The organism is Polaromonas sp. P1_F6 (assembly GCF_056405695.1).
The window spans coordinates 308,319-328,893 of sequence record NZ_JBFUBQ010000003.1 but is presented as its reverse complement, the minus strand read 5'-3'; the positions used below and the strand labels follow the sequence as shown (position 1 = coordinate 328,893).

At 60.9% G+C, this 20,575-nt stretch carries 9 protein-coding genes; 4 read left to right on the top strand and 5 right to left on the bottom strand.

Going from position 1 to position 20,575, the window contains the following annotated elements; genetic code table 11:
- Nucleotides 1–136: 136 nt before the first annotated feature.
- From AC1DY9_RS11170 to icmF, 4 genes are all read left to right on the top strand, one after another.
- The gene (locus AC1DY9_RS11170) at nucleotides 137–1,246 is read left to right on the top strand and encodes a TRAP transporter substrate-binding protein (protein ID WP_477666521.1); all 1,110 of its coding nucleotides are present in this window, start codon (nucleotides 137–139) and stop codon (nucleotides 1,244–1,246) included.
- Nucleotides 1,247–1,323: 77 nt separating this feature from the next.
- Complete coding sequence (locus tag AC1DY9_RS11165; protein ID WP_457281277.1) at nucleotides 1,324–1,950, top strand: TRAP transporter small permease subunit; 627 nt, start codon at nucleotides 1,324–1,326, stop codon at nucleotides 1,948–1,950.
- A 64-nt stretch (nucleotides 1,951–2,014) separates the two neighbouring features.
- Nucleotides 2,015–3,946 (top strand): TRAP transporter large permease, encoded by a 1,932-nt coding sequence (locus AC1DY9_RS11160; protein WP_477666520.1) that lies wholly within the window; start codon nucleotides 2,015–2,017, stop codon nucleotides 3,944–3,946.
- 187 nt (nucleotides 3,947–4,133) lie between these two features.
- Nucleotides 4,134–7,457, top strand: a complete 3,324-nt coding sequence (gene icmF, locus AC1DY9_RS11155) for a fused isobutyryl-CoA mutase/GTPase IcmF (RefSeq protein WP_477666519.1) — start codon at nucleotides 4,134–4,136, stop codon at nucleotides 7,455–7,457.
- 440 nt (nucleotides 7,458–7,897) lie between these two features.
- Here the strand turns inward: icmF and AC1DY9_RS11150 are convergent, their stop codons facing one another.
- From AC1DY9_RS11150 to AC1DY9_RS11130, 5 genes are all read right to left on the bottom strand, one after another.
- The gene (locus AC1DY9_RS11150; RefSeq protein ID WP_477666518.1) at nucleotides 7,898–8,704 is read right to left on the bottom strand and encodes an immunity 49 family protein; all 807 of its coding nucleotides are present in this window, start codon (nucleotides 8,702–8,704) and stop codon (nucleotides 7,898–7,900) included.
- Between the two features lie 8 nt (nucleotides 8,705–8,712).
- Nucleotides 8,713–16,464 carry a hemagglutinin repeat-containing protein gene (locus AC1DY9_RS11145; RefSeq protein ID WP_477666517.1) on the bottom strand — a complete coding sequence of 2,584 codons (7,752 nt, stop codon included), beginning with the start codon at nucleotides 16,462–16,464 and terminating at the stop codon, nucleotides 8,713–8,715.
- Between the two features lie 37 nt (nucleotides 16,465–16,501).
- On the bottom strand, nucleotides 16,502–18,172 hold the full coding sequence (locus AC1DY9_RS11140) for a ShlB/FhaC/HecB family hemolysin secretion/activation protein (RefSeq protein WP_477666762.1): 1,671 nt from the start codon (nucleotides 18,170–18,172) through the stop codon (nucleotides 16,502–16,504).
- Between the two features lie 604 nt (nucleotides 18,173–18,776).
- Complete coding sequence (locus tag AC1DY9_RS11135; RefSeq protein WP_477666516.1) at nucleotides 18,777–20,078, bottom strand: TRAP transporter large permease; 1,302 nt, start codon at nucleotides 20,076–20,078, stop codon at nucleotides 18,777–18,779.
- Nucleotides 20,075–20,575 (bottom strand): TRAP transporter small permease, encoded by a 501-nt coding sequence (locus tag AC1DY9_RS11130; RefSeq protein WP_477666515.1) that lies wholly within the window; start codon nucleotides 20,573–20,575, stop codon nucleotides 20,075–20,077. The genes AC1DY9_RS11135 and AC1DY9_RS11130 overlap by 4 nt, the downstream gene beginning before the upstream one ends.

The following is a 20,575-nucleotide window of genomic DNA, read 5'->3' as shown; positions in this document are numbered from 1 at the left end:
TGTCGGTCACGCACAAACAGTTTCACCCTGAGAAGGGGCAACAACCTGTAGCGTTGGTGGAAACCCTCTTTGTAAGGAATGGGCAAGACGGAATGATGAGTCCTCTTATATTTTTCGAAACAACAGGAGACAAGTCATGACCGAGAGCAAAAGCCCCCGCAGGCGCGGCCTGCTGAAAGGCGCCGCGATTGCCGCCGGCGCCCTGTCCGCCCCCATGGTCGCCATGGCGCAGACAACGTCCTTTCGCTTCCAGAGCACCTGGCCGGCCAAGGACATCTTCCATGAATACGCCAACGATTTCGCGAAGAAGGTCAATGACATGGCCGGGGGCCGACTGAAGATCGAGGTGCTTCCATCCGGCGCCGTGGTGCCGGCTTTTCAGCTACTGGAAGCTGTGAATAAGGGAACCCTTGACGGTGGACACGGCGTGGTGGCTTATCACTATGGCAAGAACAACGCCCTGGCCCTGTGGGGCTCCGGCCCGGCCTTCGGCATGGACCCGAACATGGTCCTGTCCTGGCACAACTATGGCGGCGGCAAAGCGCTGCTGGAAGAAATCTACAAGTCGATCAACATGGATGTGGTGTCATACCTCTACGGCCCCATGCCTACGCAGCCGCTGGGCTGGTTCAAGAAGCCGATCGCCAAGGTGGGTGACATGAAGGGTCTGAAGTTCCGCACGGTCGGCCTGTCGGTCGACATCTTCACCGCGATGGGCACCTCCGTGAACCCGTTGCCCGGTGGTGAGATCGTGCCGGCACTGGACCGCGGCCTGATCGACGCGGCCGAGTTCAACAACGCCAGCTCCGACCGCGTTCTGGGTTTCCCAGACGTGGTCAAAAACTGCATGCTGCAGAGCTTTCACCAGAGCGGGGAGCAATTCGAGATCCTGTTCAACAAAGGCAAGTACAACGCGCTGCCGGCCGAACTCAAGGCGATCATCGACTATGGCGTGCAGGCGGCCAGCGCCGACATGAGCTGGAAGGCCATCGACCGTAACTCCACCGACTACGCCGAGATGAAAAAGCAGGGCATCAAGTTCTACAAGACGCCCGACGCCGTGCTCAAGGCACAGCTGGAAGCCTGGGACAAGATCATCGAGGACAAAGCCAAGGCCAACCCGCTGTTCAAGAAGGTGATCGACTCGCAGAAAGCCTACGCCGCACGCACAATCCCCTGGCAGAACGACTACATGGTCGATTTCAAGATGGCCTACAACCACTCCTTCGGCAAGAAGAAAGCCTGAGCCTGCGAGCCCCGGCGAAGCCGGCCAGCCGTCCAACCCTGGATGGCTGGCCTTTTTGATGGGAACACCGGTTCAAAATGAATACACAAAAAATCCTTCACACGGCTGACCACATCAGCACCTGGGTCGGGAAGGCCGCCGCCTGGCTCATCGTGATCCTCATGGTGGTCGTTTGCGCTGAAGTTTTCAAGCGTTACGCGCTCAACGCGCCCACCGCATGGATCTTCGACGTCAATAACATGCTGTATGGCACGCTGTTCATGCTGGGGGGCGCCTACACGCTGGCGCATGACGGCCATGTGCGCGGCGACTTCTTCTACGGCAACTTGAAGCCCCGCACGCAGGCCTGGCTGGACCTGGTCCTGTACATCGTCTTCTTCCTGCCCGGGATTATGGCGCTGACCTGGGCCGGCTGGACATACTTCAATGAGTCACTGGCGATGCGCGAACAAACCTTCAACGCCACCCCAATCCCGCTGTATCCGTTCAAGTTTGTGATCCCGGTGGCTGGCACCATTGTGCTGATGCAGGGGCTGTCCGAGATCCTGCGCTGCGTCGTTTGCATCCGCACCGGCATCTGGACACCTCGGCTCAAGGACGCCCAGGAATCCGATGTGGTCGCGCAGCAGCTGGCCGGCAGCGAGTTTGTCGATGAAGAAGCCAAGCGGCTGGCCATCGAAAAATCCGCCGGCCTGAAAGGTTGAACATGAATCGCCCGGCCGTTCCGAAGATTCTTGGCACCGCAGCCCACAGGGCGGAGGTCTCCAAGTGAGCAACGCAGTACTCGGCATGACCATGCTCGGTCTGATCGTGGTCGTCATCATGATGGGCTTTCCCACCGCATTCACACTGATGGGCCTGGGCATGGCGTTCGGCTTCGTGGCCTTCTACGATCCGTCCACCCATTTTTGGGAAAACAGGATCTTCGACCTGATGGTCCAGCGCGCTTTTGGAGCGATGACTAACGAGACCCTGTTATCGATTCCGCTGTTTGTGCTGATGGGCTATGTGATGGAGCGCGGCGCGCTGGTGGACAAGATGTTCCATAGTGTGCAGCTGGCGTTCCGCAGCGTGCCCGGCTCACTGGCGGTCACCACCCTGATCATCTGCACGTTCTGGGGCATCGCCAGTGGCCTGGTGGGCGCTGTGGTGGTGCTGATGGGCGTGATCGCCATGCGGCCCATGCTCAACGCCGGCTACGACACGCGACTGGCGGCCGGCGTGATCACCGCCGGCGGCACGCTGGGCATCCTGATCCCGCCCTCGGTGATGATCATCGTCTACGCCGCCGTCGCCGGCCAGTCCGTGGTCAAGCTCTACGCGGCGGCCATGTTCCCCGGCTTCTTCCTGGCCCTGCTCTACCTGGTCTACATCGTCGGCTGGGTCATGCTCAACCCCAAGATCGCGCCCAAGCTGCCGCCGGAGCAGAACCGCGCGCCGGTGCCACTCTGGCTGCAGCAGGTGACCGCCGCCTATTCACGCAGGGCGCTGCCGGCGCTGGCCATGGCCATCGCGGCTCCGGGCAAGGCGCTGCAGGCGGGCGCCCAAGTCAGCCGCGGCTTCCTGTTGCGCAGCTTGGGCACTGCCCTGGTGCCGGTGGTGTTCGCGCTGGCGACTCTGGGCGGCACCTGGTGGTATGTGGTCATCCATTCGCAGGCCGACAACATCGCCCAGGTGGCGGCGGCACGCGCCGCCAAGGCCGCAGCGCCGACAGGCGGAGGCCTGCAGGGGCCCGCAGTCACCGGCGGAGTCCAGGAACCACCTGCGGAAGAAGGGCTGAAAGAACCCGGCGACACGGCCAAGGAGCCGGCCGAAGCCGGCGGCTTGCAGGCGCCGCCGGGATCGGAAGATGCGAAGCCATCGACAGCAGCAACCACCGCCGACGCACCACTGCAGGAAATCGGCGAGCCCTCGGGTTCGGGGCCACAGACCGCACCCGTGCCCGAGTCCTTCTACACGGGCTTTGCCATCGCCTGCGTGCTGATGGCGGGACTGCTGCTGTGGTACTACCGGCGCTTCGACGCCGAGCAGTTCGAGATCCTGCGGATGCTGGTGAGCTCGGTCATGCCGCTCGCGCTGCTGACCATCGTCGTGCTGGGGGTCATCCTGTTCGGCATCACAACCGCAACCGAATCGGCGGCCGTTGGCGCGGCCGGCGCCTTTCTTATGGCTTGGCATGCCGGCACGCTGGACTTTCAGAAAATCAAGGAGGCGGTGTTCCTGACCTGCAAGACGACCTCCATGGTGTGCTGGCTGTTTGTGGGTTCAGCACTCTTCTCCGCGGTTTTCGCTCTGCTGGGCGGCCAGCGCGTCGTCGAGGAATGGGTGATGTCGATGAATCTGACACCACTGCAGTTCCTGCTGCTGTCGCAGGCCATCATCTTCGTCCTGGGATGGCCACTGGAGTGGACCGAGATCATCGTGATCTTCGTGCCCATCTTCCTGCCGCTGCTGCAGCATTTCCAGATCGATCCGATTCTTTGGGGCGTGCTGGTTTTCGTGAACCTGCAAGCGGCCTTCCTGTCGCCGCCCGTGGCGATGTCGGCTTTCTACCTGAAGGGGGTGTCGCCACCGCATGTGACCATCAACCAGATCTTCGCCGGCATGATGCCCTACATGCTGATCGTGATCCTGTGCATGGTGTTCATGTACATCTGGCCCGGGTTGACGCTCTGGCTGCCTAAATACCTGTACGGGTAAACAGGCCGGAAGCCATTGGGTACCAGGCTTTGGCAAAGAGGGGCGCTCCGCGTCCCTTTTTTTTTGCTCGCACCGCTACACGGCGCACACTTGATCGGCGCCGGCTTACCGGCTAAGATTGACGTTTACGTAAACGTCAATCAAACAGATCACAGATCGACGGTCCAACCGCCGCCCGGAGACAACCATGACCGACATGTCCGCTGAATACAAAGCGCTCGCCAGCTACCGCCCCACTCACAAAGTGCGCTTCATCACGGCGGCCAGCCTCTTTGACGGTCATGATGCCGCCATCAACATCATGCGGCGCATCCTGCAGAGCATGGGCGCGGAGGTCATCCACCTGGGCCACAACCGCAGCGTGGACGAAGTGGTCACAGCCGCCCTGCAGGAGGACGCGCAAGGCATCGCCATCAGCTCCTACCAGGGCGGGCATGTCGAGTACTTCAAGTACATGGTCGACCTGCTCAAAAGCCGCGGCGGCGAACACATCCAGGTGTTCGGCGGGGGCGGCGGCGTCATCGTGCCGCCCGAAATCCGCGAGCTGCATGCTTACGGCGTCACCCGCATCTACAGCCCCGAAGACGGCCAGAAGATGGGCCTGGCCGGCATGATCGGCGAGATGGTCATGCGCTGCGACAAAGACCTGACCAGTTTCGCGCCCAAGAACGTCACGGCCATTGAAGGCCACGGAGAGATGAACTGGCGGGCGCTGGCGCAGTTGATCACGGCGCTGGAGAATGGCAAGGCCGACGCGGCACTGGTGGACAAAGTCCGCACGCAGGCCTCCACCTGCAAGATCCCTGTGCTGGGGATTACGGGCACTGGCGGCGCCGGCAAGTCTTCATTGACCGACGAGTTGATACGCCGCCTGCGCCTGGACCAGAACGACAAATTGCGCGTGGCAGTCATCAGCATTGATCCATCACGCCGCAAGAGTGGTGGCGCGCTGCTGGGTGACCGCATCCGCATGAACGCCATCAATCCCTGGACTGTTCCCCTGGCTGGTCAGAAGAACGCCGACAGCGGACAACGCGTGTTCATGCGCTCGCTGGCCACACGCGACTTCGGCTCTGAAATCAGCCAAGCGCTGCCCGACGTGATCGCCGCCTGCAAATGTGCAGGCTTTGACCTGATCGTGGTCGAAACTTCCGGCATAGGCCAGGGCGACGCCGCCATCGTGCCGCATGTGGACGTGCCCATGTACGTGATGACGCCCGAGTTCGGCGCAGCCAGCCAGCTCGAAAAAATCGACATGCTGGACTTCGCCGAGTTCGTCGCCATCAACAAGTTCGACCGCAAGGGCTCACTCGATGCCTTGCGCGACGTCTCCAAACAGGTGCAGCGCAACAGGGAAGCCTGGGGCACGCCGGCCGACAAGATGCCGGTGTTCGGCACCATGGCCGCGCGCTTCAACGACGACGGCGTGACCGCGCTCTACCAGGCGCTCAAACCACGCCTGGCCGCGCTGGGCCTGGCGCTTGAGGCTGGCATGCTGCCCGCCGCAGAGGTCCGCCACAGCACCAATCAGACGCCTGTGGTGCCGGCCGCGCGTACGCGCTACCTGGCCGAGATCAGCGACACGGTGCGCGGCTACAAAAAGCGCGCCCGCGCGCAGGCTCAGCTGGCGCGCGAGGTGCAGCAACTCAAAGCCGCCGCCGCCATGCTCAAGATCGACAAGCCCGACCGCGCGCCCGCCGCCGAAGCCGCGCTGGACCTGGCCGGCCACCGCAAGGCCCGCATTGATGCCGACGCGCGCGCCCTGCTCGCCCAATGGCCCGACATGCAGACTGCTTACGCCGGCGACGAATACGTGGTGAAAATTCGCGACAAGGAAATCCGTACCGCGCTGACCACCAAATCCCTCTCAGGAACCACCATTCGCAAGGTGGCCTTGCCGCAGTACGAAGACCACGGCGAAATCCTCAAATGGCTGATGCTGGACAACGTACCCGGCAGCTACCCCTACACCGCCGGCACCTTTGCTTTCAAGCGCGAGGGCGAGGACCCGACCCGCATGTTCGCCGGCGAAGGAGATCCTTTCCGCACCAACACCCGCTTCAAGCTGCTCAGCGAAGGCATGGCCGCCAAGCGCCTGTCCACTGCGTTTGATTCGGTCACGCTCTACGGCAACGACCCGGCGCTGCGGCCCGACATCTACGGCAAGGTCGGCAACTCAGGCGTCTCCATCGCCACGCTGGACGACATGAAGGTGCTGTACGACGGCTTTGACTTGTGCAACCCCTCGACCTCGGTCTCGATGACCATCAACGGCCCGGCGCCGACGATTCTGGCCATGTTCATGAACACGGCCATCGACCAGAACCTCGACAAGTTCAAAAAAGACAACGGCCGCGACCCGACGGCGACCGAGGCTGCCAAGATTCGCGAATGGGTGCAAGAAAACGTGCGCGGCACGGTGCAGGCAGACATCCTGAAAGAAGACCAGGGCCAGAATACCTGCATCTTCTCGACCGAATTCAGCCTGAAAGTCATGGGCGACATCGCCCAGTACTTTGTGCACAACCGGGTGCGCAACTTCTACAGCGTCTCCATCAGCGGTTACCACATCGCCGAAGCTGGCGCCAACCCGATCAGCCAGCTGGCCTTCACGCTGTCCAACGGTTTCACCTTTGTTGAAGCCTACCTCGCGCGCGGCATGCACATCGACGACTTTGCGCCCAACCTCAGCTTCTTCTTCAGCAACGGCATGGACCCGGAATACACCGTGATGGGCCGCGTCGCGCGCCGAATCTGGGCCGTGGCCATGAAAGAAAAATACGGCGCCAACGAACGCAGCCAGAAGCTGAAATACCATATCCAGACCTCGGGCCGCAGCCTGCACGCGCAGGAAATCCAGTTCAACGACATACGCACCACGCTGCAGGCGCTGATCGCCATCTACGACAACTGCAACTCGCTGCACACCAACGCGTTTGACGAAGCCATCACCACGCCCACCGAAGAATCGGTGCGCCGCGCCATGGCCATCCAGCTCATCATCAACCGCGAATGGGGCCTGGCCAAGAATGAAAATCCTTCACAGGGCGCTTTCATCATCGAGGAGCTCACCGAGCTGCTCGAAGAAGCCGTGCTGCTGGAGTTCGAACGCATCGCCGAACGCGGCGGCGTGCTGGGCGCGATGGAAACCGGTTACCAGCGCGGCCGCATCCAGGACGAGTCCATGCACTACGAGATGCTCAAACACACCGGCGAGCTGCCCATCATCGGTGTGAACACCTTCCGCAACCCGCACGGCGATGCGGTGCAGGACAAGCTGGAACTCGCGCGCTCCACCGAAGAAGAAAAACAAAGCCAGCTCAAGCGCCTGGACGACTTCCACCGCCGCCACGCGACCGAATCACCCGCCATGCTCAAACGCCTGCAGCAGGCCGTGATCGAAAACCTCAACGTCTTCGAGGTGCTGATGGAAGCCGTGCGGGTCTGCTCGTTGGGGCAGATCACCCACGCGCTGTTTGAGGTGGGCGGGCAGTACCGGCGCAATATGTGAATATTGCTCGGCATGGCTCCGCGGGAAGCCGTTGTTGCCGTGCTGCGCGTGGAGTTTTTGGCGACGGGAATGTCTCGCTGGCTGTCCTGCGGAGCTGGGGCGATGACTTTGTTGCAGGCACAACGAGGCGGAAGATGTGGCCTGTGATTCGCTATTAAATTCATAGCTGCTTACGCAAGTAGCATAAGGGCCAGGACCAGATTTTGTGTACGGAAATGCACTAAGGGGCCTGTAAGACAGGGCGGCGGACTAGTTCCTGCTGGCGGCACTTTTGCTGCCAGAGAGACTCACAGCCCCCATCGTGCAATACCTTCACCAAGAGCACTCAGGACAACGGCTACGAAGACAGCTGAACCGTAGATTTCGGTGTCGTTCGCCGCTTTATTCTCCTTCGTATTCACTGCATGCAGAGGATGCGCTCCGCTTGAGTGTCGGTTGGTTTATTTATGAATCCAATGTGAAATCTTTGCCATCACCCCCTGTGGTGGCGGAATCCACCCGGGCTGGAGAAAGTCGTACACATCGTCGTAGTGCTCCAGTGGCTGGTTGGGCATGAGTTCCATAGGTACGAGCGGGCAGTCGATCTGCACGGGAATTCCTTTGAGCCAGCAGAGTTTGGCGCAGTAGGTGCTCATCTCAGCTATCAAGTCCTCTACCAAAGGATCACCTGTTTGCTTAACTGCGTCTCGCAAAATTAGGTTTTCAAGCCCATTTTTATCGCGCCGCATCAACAACGAAAAGAAATCCCCGCCGTCGGTAGCGAACTGCCGATCAATTTTGCGACCATGCTTGACAAGTTTCTCTACTTTGGCTTGCAAGGCTTCGTAGTCACCCAAAATGGCTAGCTGCCACATGTGTACTTTGAAGTGTGAATTAAGTGGATTGCTTCGATTCCTCATGAAGTCCGGAGGTTCCAGGCTTGCCATGGCATCGATGATTTTCGGATTGTCGGACAAGAGCGCATAGTAGATTTCTTTGCCAATCGAAAATTTTTGATAGCTATCCAAGGCAATCGCAGCCAACTCTAGCTTGCAAGCGACATGCATATGCTGCTTGAAACTTTGCAAATTGCCCTTCACAAAGTAATCGAAGATGCCAATTCTTAGATGATCGTGACTTAGCGAGCTATAACAAGCGCGCAAGTCGATCGGTTTGATGCGAAACCTGATTTTGTTGATTAACCCCGGCATTCTTTCTTTAGAGATCTCGGCAAGATTTTGTGCATTTTCGTTGGCATTTTTGGGCATGAGGAATTTCACCTTAGCTTCACGATGGTCATGCCATTGGCATTGACGCCGGTAACAACCTTTACCAAGGTTTGATCGTTGAAAGAAGTTTGAATTTTGGCTGCGACTACCTTCTGTTGAGCGGTTCCGTTTTCTAGTCTTGCTATCGCGCTCTTAATCCAGTCGTCCGTCATCTGCGTATCCATACTTCCCGACGGTCCACTCAATTTAATCGACCCATTCGCATTGAGCGGCTTAACCTCATTGATGTAGACCTTGTCGCCTTTGACATATACCCCGTCAAAGCAATTGCCACTGCCGCACTTTCCTTCTAACTGCGTAAAGCCGTTTCGAGCGAAGTAGCTGTCCGCAATGTACTCGCGCAATAGACCTTGTGCGTTGGTGTTAGGTAAGCTGTCAAGCTGGCGCAGAGTGGCTTGCTCCACTGCGCTCAAGCGCACGGGCAATGCTTCTTCTGTGATTTGTTTTGTGCTGATGTTACCCCCACTGGATGCGGTCGCACGGCCAGCTAGAAATACATCTACTTCACCCAAAGCCCGACCGAGCGTGGTTAGCGCGCGGCTACCGATCGCCCCGCCGAGTACGAATTCTTCGACAGGGTAGCTGGGTGTCGCCGCGCCGTTCAGCGCAATCAGTTGCTCCAGTCGCGTCTGGTCGCGTTGATCCATGCCCGCAGCTATAGAGCTGGGTAACTGGCCCAAGAATGTGTTGGCGTAAGGGTTAGCACGCTGCTCGGCCGTTGCGCTGAAGTAGGTTTGTTGCGCCCCGTTTGCGGTCATGATTTGGCCGTTCACGCTTATGGGCTGCCCTGTGTAGGGCGCAAGCAAAAGCTGTGCTGTTTTAAGGTCGTTCAGATATTTTTCAACACCTCCCAAAGCTCCTTCGCTGCCAGGCTGCGCTGCAGTTTGAGCCAACGCAGTGAGGTAGTGAAGGTTTTTGTCGTATTCGCGGGAATCGGTTTGACCTTCGGCCGCACGCTCCATCAAATCAGTCCACTTGACGGCACTGGATATTTCGCATGCTGAGTTGCCACGACACTCCTGCTTCGCCTTATCTTTAGCCAACTTTTCGATCAGGCTTCGCTCATTGGGATGCAACTGCCGATTATTGGCATCCACAGTAAAAGCAGTAGCGACCCCCTGCGCACTACCGAAGGCCGCACCCACCCCCGCAGCTGTCAAACCAGCAACCCCTTGCGCAATGGTCTTCGCTGCCCCTTCACTCAAACCTGCGTTCTGCAAGCCCTGCTGAACGCCGTCCTGGAAGTCGTTCATCAGGTTGGCCGCGCTGGCGCTGGCTGCCGCGCCTGCCGCCCCGCTCAGGCCACCGCTCAGCGCGCCTGCCGCCGTGTGCAGGGCAATGCGGTAGATACCACCTTCTTCCCACTTGGATGCTTCGGCCAGCAGTGCGGCTTTCTTTCCTGCATCCTGCTCTGCTTTGGCTTGCTCTTTGAGGTCTTTGCCCTGCTTGGCTGCAAAGTCGGCCACCGCCTTGGGCGCTTCCCTGCTGAAGGCCTGCGTTATTGCCACCTGCGCATTGATTTCGTTTTGGACTTTGGCCGCATCAAAGATGGGTTTGATACCCGTCTCGGCATCGGTACTTCTGACAGCGGTATTACCTGCAATGCCCGAGATACCGCTGCTGCTGGTGCTGCTGACATCCGCCTTGTCTTTGCCGATGCCGGCGCTGCTGGTGCCGGCGCTGCTGCCCACGGTCACGCTGTAGGCGCTGCCTTTGTAGGCGGCCTGGTTCTGGATGTCGCTGATGCTCAAGGCGCCACCGGTGGTGAAGCTGTTGGCGCCGGTATCGACGGCGTAGTCTGTACTGGCAATCACGCTGCCTTTCAAGGCGGTGTTGCCTGCTACGTCGACCTGGAAGCCTCCGTCTCCTGCCTTGATGCCGCTTTGCTCGGCAACGCTTTGGAAGTCGCTGCCGATCTTGCTTTTGCCGGCGCTGACGCTGCCTGTGCTGGTGCCGTAGCAGAAGGGCGGTATGCACAGGCTCAAACTAAAGCCGGAGTTGTTTTGTTTGGCGTCGAAGGTGGCGCTGTCCTGCAGGCTTTCGATGTTCAGGTTGCCGCCTACCTCGGCTTTGACGGTGTCAGCGGCAATCACTGCGCCTTTGAGGATGGTGTCGCTCCCGCTTTTGAGGGTGACGGTGTCGCCGGCACTGCTGCCGCCGGTGATGTGGCTGTTGGTGTAGCCGGTGTCATTGCCATCGGCATTGCCGCGGGCTTTGCTGGCGGCCAGCTCCAGGGTGAAGCCGTTTTGTGCACCGCCCACGGCAAAGCCTATGCCTACGCTGGTGCCCTGGGAGCTGTTGGTGCTGTGCTGGGCGCTTGCGCTTTTGGCGGCAAGTATGTCCAGCTGGCCTTCGGCGTTGATGTCGACGTTTTGGCCTGCGCTGATGTCGCTGCCGATGATGGTGATGTTGCCCTGGCCCTGGCTGGGCTGGCCGCTGGCGTTGATGGTGACATTGCCGCCGGCGCCCACGGTGCTGCCCTGGGCCTGGCTGTAGCTTTGCTCGCTGGTGCTCTGGGTTTTGGTGCTGGAGATGCTGACACTAACTTTGAAGCCACCCAGGTTGCCCGCTGCGGCTGCCGTCGCCATGTCTGCTGCGGCTTTTGCCTGCATGGCCATCGTTGCTGCGGCCAGGGCTTTCATGCGGGGGTCTTCTGTCTGGCTGGAAGACTTGGCGACGCTATTCAGGCTTTTGATGGCATCCACGATGGGGATGGAGACGCTACCGCCGATCGATTGCTGGCTGGTTTTTTCGGTGGCAACAGAGCTGCCGGTGTTGTAGGCCTCTTTGATCAGGACGTTCCTGGCCTCAATGTCGATGTTGCCGACGTTGCCAGCCCCGCCTGTGCCGGGCTGGGCGAGGGCCAGAACCTGGCTGGCGGTTTGGGTGTAGGTTTGCCCGGCGCGCAGATCGACGTTGCCGCCCAGGCTGGCGACGGTGGAGCCCACCTGGCTGGTGCTCTTGCCGGTTTCGTCCTGGCTTTTCTGGAGGGTGCCCAGCGCCGGCTGAAGGATGGTGCCGACCATGCCGGATTTTTTTGTGGAAGACGCGGTTTCAAAGGTCTGATTGTTTTGCGCGCTGACGATGCTCAGGTCTCGCGCAGCTGCGATGGCAATGTCGCCATCGGCCACCAGCGTGGCGGCGCGCAGCGTGGTGTCGCGCCCGCTGCTGCTGGCGATGCTGCCGGCGCTGAGCGTACTGCCCACTGCTGTGCTGCTGGTCATTTTTGCTTGTTGCTCGCTGCTGCTCTTGGTAAGCACGGCGGCGCCAAACGTCACGGCACCGGTGGCCATGAGTGTTCCGCCAACGACCTTGCCCAGCCCGGTGGAGTTTTTTCGGGTCTCGCTGAACTGGCTCACAGCCAGGGTGTTGTGCCCCTCGGTGAGGTTGACGTCTCTGCCCGCTGCAATCGTCAGGGCGTTGGCTGCGTTCAGGTTGCTCGCTTGCACGTTCACATCCACGCCCGCGCCTATCGTGACGCTGCCACCGGAGAAGTTGCTGGCCTGCATATCGGTGCGGTCCAACGTCTGGCCCGTCGTGGTGGTCTTTTTGGAGAAGAGCCCCTTGCTGGTGTACTGGTGGTTCTCGTCCACGCTCTGGCTGCTCTGCCCGGCCGTGATATTAATGTTATTGCCTGCGGTGGCCACCAGGGCCGCACCTGCTTGCACCGTTGCAGCCCGGGCGTTGAGGTCTGTCCCCGCGGCAAGCCTGACGCTGCCATTGCCTTGAATGACGGTGCCCACTTCGGCGCTCTGGCTGTCCTTGCGGTTGTTGTTGGAGTTCCAGATGATGGTGTTGTTGCTGGCCTCTGTCACTGTGCCCAGGTTGAGGTCGCGCCCGGCGGCGATCAGGGTGCTGCCTGCGGGCTGGCCGGCTGCGGTGGGGGCGTTGTTGATCAGCTCGGCGGCGATGAGGTTGATGTCGCGCCCGGCGCTGGCAACCAGGGTGCCGCCGGGGTTGGTCACGTACAGGCCGGCCACGCGGTCTATGTTGGTGCGGTTGCCGGTGCCGCCGGTCTGGGTGCTGGTGGTGCTGGCCACATTGAGGTCGCGCCCTGCCGTTGCCGTCAGCGTATCTGCGGCGATGATTTGCCCGCCGATGTTGTTCAGGTCGTTGGTGGCCGCTACCGCCACATTGGCGCCGCGGATGCGGCCGGCAAGATTTTGTACGTTCTGGGCGTTGAGGACGACAGCGGTTCGGCCTGCGATGGTGCCGCTGTTCAGCACATCGCCACTCAGGTTGAGGTTGGTGGCGCCGGCCGAGATCAGGGCGCCGTCGCCGGTGAGGTCGCCGTCTTTGACCTTGACATACAGCTGGGGCACCAGAGCTTTGACTTTAGTGCCATCGGCCAGGGTGACTTCTCGTTCGACCAGCCAGACGATGTCGCTGGTCAGTTGCGCCATCTGCGCGGCACTCAGGGCAATGCCGGGGCGCAGGCTGTACTGCTGGGCAAAGGTCACACTGTTGTTCATCAACGCCTGGTATTGGGCTTCGTCGCTCTGGTAGCCGTCGAGGAAACGCCGGCCTGTGAGTTCAGCCACCTGCTCGCGGATGAGCTTTTGTTCATAAAAGCCGTCGCCCAGGCGCTTTTGGGTAAGGGTGGGATCCAGGCCCAGTTGCTGCAGCATGTAGTCGCTGCTGAGCCACAGGCGGTAGTTGGCAAAGCGTGGGTCGGTCTCGATCAGGAAGTTGCCCGCGGCGTTGGGGTTGATGCGAAACAGGCTGTTGTTGGGTACGGCGGTGTTGGGATTGTTGGTGGCCACGCTGGCGCCTTGCCCAAGCGAGACCAGTGTGCGGGCATTGATGCTGGTGCCTGTTCCAGCGGGCGCGGTGTTTTGCAGGTAGACCGTGGGGGTCAGGTTGATGCCTTGCACGGCACTCCCCGGGTTGTAGCCGGCGGAGGCGGTGCCGGTGTCGTCGCGGCCACTTCGGTGGTTTCTCCAGTAGTGATAGACCATTCCAGCGTCGGTGATGACGCGCTGACCGGCCACCTCAGTGTTGGTCAGCGTGCCTATGTTGCCAGTCAATGTGCCGCCGGCGATGATGCGGCTTTTGTCGTTGAAGACGTTGGCGGCGTTGATCGTCATGCTGCCTCCCGAGAGGATCTGCCCCGGGTCCGACGCTGCGACCACGGTCTCCGAGATGCTTCGGTTGTACTGGTACATCGACCAGGCTTCATAGCGACCGCCATCGGGCGTGGCCAGGTGCAGTGACTCGTCGTCGTAAGTCGTCAATCCGGGGGTGCCCGCCAGGAAACGGGTGCCGGAGCCGCTGCCCTGAAACTCGGTGATCACCGAACTGGACACCGGCACCACCTGTGTGCTGAAGTGATTGTTGGTGTTGTTGATCTGGGCGGCGTTGATCGTCAGGTTGCCCAGCGCTTCAATGGTGGCACTGCCGTTATTGAGGGTGGTGGCTTGCCCTGTTGCCTGCTTGGCGCCATCCAGGCTGTCGCCTATGGCCATATCTCCGCCGCTGAACAGCAGGGCGTGCTCTGCGTTGTTGATGGTGGTGGCACCTATGTCGAGGCGGTTTCTAGCAGCGATTACCGGGGCAACCCCGCCTTCGGCGATGTTGTTGAGCGTGGTTGCACCAATGGCGACGTGGTCGCCGTAAATGCGGCCGGTGCCCAGGTTGTTGAGGGTTACGGTTTCAATCACCGTTTCCACGCCATCAATCAGGCCGCGGTTGGTCAATGTGTTGGCATCGGTGGCGACGAGCTTGACTGCGGTTCCGCGGATTTCTGCACCGGCCTGGTTGTCCAGGCTGGCGGCCTTCAGCGTCAGCCCCTGGCCCGCGAGCAGTTGCCCCTGGTTGGTCAGCGTGCCTGTGGTCTCCAGCGACGCATTGCCGGTAGCCTGAAATTGCGCTGCGGCGGTGTGGGTATGGTTGCCCAGCAGCTTGGTGTTGAGGCTGCCCTGGCTTAAAACCTTGCCGTCGCTGCTCAGGCTGGCGGCATCAATGACCAGCGCTTGGCCGGCGATCAGGGTGCCGCCGGTGTTGGTGATGGCCAGTGTCTTGCCGGGGGCGTTGACGGCAGGGTCGTTGCCTGCATTCGGGTCTTTGATGTTCAAGGTGCCGGTTGCAGAGATGAGGCCCAGCGTGTTGTTCAACTGACCGGCGATGGTGAAGTTGGCGGTACCTGTGCCGTTGCCATCGTTCTGCACGATTTCGCCGGCGACATTGCTGAGGGCACTGGCGCCCACAGTAAGCTGACCTGCAGACACCTTGGCTGCGTCGGTGCGCAGCAGGCCAGGGGTGCTGATGGTCAAGCCCTGGGTGACGGCCATGACGGCCGAGCTGGCGTCAATACCGCCAGCACCGGCTGCCAGGTTCAGGCTGTCTGCGCTGTTCTGGCTGTCCGCCAGATTGATGCTTCCGGCGTTCAGGCTCTGCGCGCCCGTAGAAAGGTTTTGACCGAGGGCCGCAATCGTTTGTGTGGCGCTGACGCTCAACGCGCCGGTGCCGCCGGTAGCAGCAACCAGGGTACCGTCTTCCCGCAAGCCCGCTGCCAGTACCGAACCCGCCGTGCTGCTGACTTCACTGGCCGCGCCTGTGGCTGCCAGGGTAGTGTTGCCCTGTGCCGCAACCAGGCCAGCATTGCTGATGTTGCCACGCGTGCTCAGGCTGGTGTCGCCGGTGGAATAGATGGCGCCGCTGGCCGTGTTGCTGATGCCGCCACTGGCGTCCAGTCGGGTGGCAGCCGAGCCGGCGATACGGCCCGTGTTTTGTAGTATGCCGTCAACTGTTACCACTACGTTGCCGGCAGTCGCACCAATGTTGCCGGCGTTGCGCACGCCCACACCTGCTTCGGTGCCCACCAGCGTGATCTTGCCCGCATACATGCCGCCCAGCAGCGCGACGTCCAGTGCAAATGCAGGCGCAGCACCGCTACCTGCGATCGGTGTGGCGGTGGTCTGAACCTCGTCCACCGTACTGGCGCCAGTGGTGACCTTGAGCTCGTTGGCCCAGATGCCGGCGTTGACCTCAACCGCGCGCGCGATGATGCCGGTGAAGTCCGTCCGGCTGGCGTCCAGACCGGCCCCGCTAATGTTGACCAGGCCTTTCTGGACCACATAACCTTCGAGGTTGCCGCCATTGATGATGGGCGTTCCGGTGGTGAGCGTAGCGCGGCTGGCGTTGATGAAACCGCCGCCATTGACATTGATGCCCGACGGGTTGGCAATGATCACTTCCGCGCGCTGGCCGGCCACCTCGATATAGCCGTTGATGTAGCTGGGGTGGCTGGAATTGATCTGGTTGACGATTTTGGTGGCAGAGCCGGTGGCCAGCCACGGGTTGCCCTGTACCCAGCCGCCCAGTTGGCTCTGCACGTTGGTGCGGCTGTTGTTAAGAATGACGCCGTTGGGCCCGACGTTGAACAAAATCAATTGGTTGATTGACACACCGGCAGCCGAAGGCGTGGTGATGTTCTGCACCGGCACACCATTGGGGGCCACGAGGATGGTCGGGCGCTGGCTGCCGGGGGCGCTGGGGTCTGCGGCCACCTGGGCCTGCGCGACCGGGAGCCACTGCGAGAAGCCGCCCAGGGCGCAGAACACGGCGACACTGAGCGCCCTGAAGTTGAAGCAAGTTGCTCCGCTCAACGAGGCGGGCCGCTGCACCGCAGGCGACTGCGTGGACCCCGTGGCCTTGCCGCAGCTGCTGGCAGTCTCCTGTACAGCCATGCGCAAGCCGCGTGCGTGGTTGAAGACGATGCGGTACAGGTTCTTGTTCATGGTGGTGCGGTTCTTCTGAAAGATCACTTAATCAAAATCAAAAGCTGTAGTTCAGGCTGATGCCAGCAGTAGCCTTGGCTGTGACGAAACCCTCGGGCTTCTCAAGCGGGCGACCGATAAAGACGTCGTAACTCATGGCCTTGTAGCTTCCGCGCAGACCCAGCACGACACCGGTCAGGCGCCGGCCGGCCAGGAACTCGGCCGACGGGCCGCTGACCTCGCCGTGGTCCAGGCCGGCATACAGTTCCTGTCCGCTGTTGCCCAATGCCACGCCCAGATCGTTGCGCAGCAACCAGCCGCGTTCGGCCATCAAGCTGGATTCACCGTCAAAGCCGCGCACGGTGTAACGCCCGCCTATGGCAAAGCGGTCTTGCGGGCTCAAGGGGCTGCGGTTGGCTTGAGCGCGGACGCCGGCGTTGTACCGGAGCTTTTGGCCTGCTGCTTTAAACGGCAAGCTCAGGTTGACGTCCAGCGTAACCAGTCTGAAGCGCGATGTGCCTTCACCAAACGCTTCTTCCGGCGCAGGTAGAGAATTGAAGGCGCCAGTGCCGCGCTTATAGGCGAGGGTGGTGTCCAGCGTGGACTGGCCAATGAATTCGCGATGGTTCATTGCGGCGTGCCAGCCGCCGACCCTGCGTCGCTGAACTTCAATTTCGGTGTCGTCGATGTAGTTGTTTGAACTGCGGTAGAAGGCGCCGAGGGACAGCGTGGTCTTGCGCGCCGCGTCCCGGTAGACCAGCCGCGAGAGTTTGAGCTCGGCATTGCTGCTGGTGCCGCGGTAGACATAACTCTGGTTCAAGCCGGCAACAGATTGCCAATAGCGGTTCTTGCTGGCGGTGGCGCCAAGCAGCCAGTAGCCCACGGGTACCGAGTAATGCACCGTGCGCCCCCAGGTGCCGCGCTCGCCTTCCTCGCCGCCGCCCTGGTCACCGTTGAACGACAGGTACAGCAGATCGTTCAGGCTCAAAGGATTGTCCCAGGATAGGGCCAGGCCGCCCTGGTACCTGCCGGTGCTTTTGGCGCCGCTGTCGTCCGCCGACAGTGAAAGCCGCAGTGGAAAGGCCTGCTTGTAACTGACCACCAGATCGCTCTGACCCGGCAGCTCGGCTGGCTCGATCTGGATATCGGCCTCGGCGGTTGGAACGCGCTTGAGATTTTCCAGCGCCTGCTCGACATCGCGCAGGTTCAGAACAGCACCGGGCTCCGCCGGTGCGGTGCTGTGCGGCCGGGTGCCGGGTTTGGTCCCTTGGGCAAAACGTATGGCACGAATGCTGCCCGGAAGCACGGTCAGCGTGAGGCTGCCGCTTTTGAGGTCTTGCGGCTCGGCCAGGATGCGTGAGGTGACAAAGCCGCGGGCCGTCAAAGCGTTTTGCGCACGCTTGATGAGCAAAGCAATGCTTTGCGCGCCCAGACAGCGTCCCAAAGGTGAGTCGCTGGCATCGGCGCCGGAGGTGGCGGCAAGCAACCAGTCAAAGCGTTGCGCAGCGTCACCTTCGCCACGCAGGGTGATCGTGCGGATCTCAAAACATGGCGATTCTGAAACAGGCAGCCGGGCTTGCCCGGGTTCGGGCCCGGCGCGCAGGCGCACATCGGGCGCGGTTTCAAGCTGTTCCCGCAAGACCTTCTCCCGCTCCTGCGCGCGGCGCTGCTCCTGAACGTCAATGCGCGGGTCGGGTTGGGCATGAATACCGGCGGTAAGCGCCCACAAGCCAACCGCGACAGCGAGTCGGTCCAGGGAAAACCCCGAACGGATGATTGGATGCAGCACCAGCGACGAAGTCGACCGGTCTGACGAAGCTGCGCTAAAAATGCTCCCACTCCCAAGTACTTGTTTTTAATAACTATTTCCACTCAAAAGTGAGTAGCAACCCTGCATGGAGAGCGATCTTAGGGGCTCGGAAGTAAGAAAACTTTAACTTCTGCCGATTGTTACTTGTATCCTTTCACATCTTAAAAAACAAAATAAGAGTACTTATTAATATAAAGATCGGCTTTACGGGGGAGATCGGCGGAAACGTGGCGCCAAGCGAGATTTTGGAAGCTCTGCCCAAACGTGTCGTCGAAGAGACACCTTAAGGGCGGCTTTACCCAAAAACGGTTTCTGAGGAAGCCGAATCGTCGAAAACAAGCGACGGACAATAGATGCCACTGTTGAATTGCACTGAAGTCTGACCCGAGTTTTCCATCGAATATGGACTCACACTCTTTGTGAGCAGAAGGTGCTCACGGTGTGGATAAGTTCCTGGTTTTCTCTGGCGTGGCGTGAGGCCAAACGTGTTGAGCCGCGCTGAAGCCTCAATTTGGGCGCCGACTCACCCCGTATAGCCCGCCATACGCGGCAACCACAGCACCATGCCCGGCCAGAAGGTCACCAGCGCCAATGCGCCGAGCATGACGAGCAGGTAGGGCCAGACCTCCGCCATCAGTTCGGAGAAGGAGACGTCGGCGATCTTCATCATCATGAACAGCAGCAGCCCATACGGTGGCGTTACCAGCCCGATCATGATGTTGAGCACGGCCATGACGCCGAAGTGCACCGGGTCAATGCCCAGTGCCACCGCGGTGGGCAGCAGCACCGGCAGGATGATCAGAATGATGGTCGAGCCTTCCAGAAAGGCCCCCAGCAACAGCAGGATGACATTGACAAGTAGCAGGAAGGTGAGAGGTGTCATTTCCATGCCTTTGAGCATGCCGCTCAGGTGGGTGGGGATGTTCTCCGAGGTGATGACGTAGTTGAACACCAGCGCGCCGGCGATCAGCATGCCGATGGAGATGCTCATCTTCGCGCTGGACAGCAGCGAATCGTAGATGTCAGGCCAGCCCATGCTGCGGTACAGGCCGGCGGAGATCAGCAGCGCGTAGGCGGCCGCGACACCCGCCGCCTCGGTCGGCGTGGTGATGCCGCTGTACAGGCAACCCAGCAGGATCACCGGCAGCATCAGCGCGGGAAAGGCCTCCTTGGTGATGCGCGGCATCTCGGACAGCGGCACCCTCTCTTCCACCGGGAAACCGCGCCGCTTGGCCTGGAACCAGATCAGCACCATTTGCACCACGCCCAGCAGCAGGCCGGGCAGCACGCCGCCGATGAACAGGTAACCGATGGAGGTGCCTGACACCAGCGCATACAGCACCATGGGGATGGATGGCGGCAGTATCGGCCCTATCACCGACGACACGGCGCTCAGCGCCGCGGCGAAGCCCGGCGTGTACTTGCCCTCGCGCGTCATCATCACCTGCATGACCTTGCCCGAGCCGGCGGCGTCCGCCAGGGCCGAACCCGACATGCTGGCGAAGACCACGCTCTGCAGCACGTTGACCTGCGCCAGGCCGCCCGGGAAGCGGCCGACGATGGCGTTACAAAAGCGCAGCAACCTGTCCATCACGCTGCCCGTACTCATGAACGTAGCAGCCAGGATGAACAGCGGAATAGCCAGCAGCAGGAAGCTGGAATAGGTGCCGTTGAGCAGTTGCTCGGCGGCGGCGCCCACGTCCATGCCTTTCATGTAGAGGTAGAGCACAGAGCCGGCAATCATGGCCAGGCCGATGGGCGCGCCGAGCAGGCTCAGGCCGACGATGGCGATGATCGCCAGCGAAAAGGGACTTGTGAGGTTCATAGGGCGGACGCTGAGGACGGCATGTCGCGAGTGGTTTTGTCGGGCCCGTGTATCAGCTGGCGCACCGCGCGGAGGATGACCGCCACGACGAAGACAATGTAGATGGAATAGGTGACGTCCATGCGGACGCCGAGGTAGGAACTCTTCTCGACCTTCATGAAGGTGACATAGCTCCACGCGCCGGGCAGCGACATGCCGAACAGCACGATGATGGCGATGGCCACGACACCGCCGACCACCCGGCGCGTGCGATAACTCCCGCGCGAGCTGATCATGTCGATGCGGATCTCCTCGTCGTCCTTCAGCACAAAGGCCGCGCCCCACAGCACCAGCCACAGCCAGCACACCAGCGACAGCTCGGCGGTCCAGCCCACCGGCCAATTGAACAGGTAGCGCATGACGATCTGCACCAGGAAGGCGACGAAGATCACGGCCAGCAGGCCGGCGGCCACCGCTTCGGCGAAGCGGTGCAGCGTTTTCAACACTCGGGTCAGCAT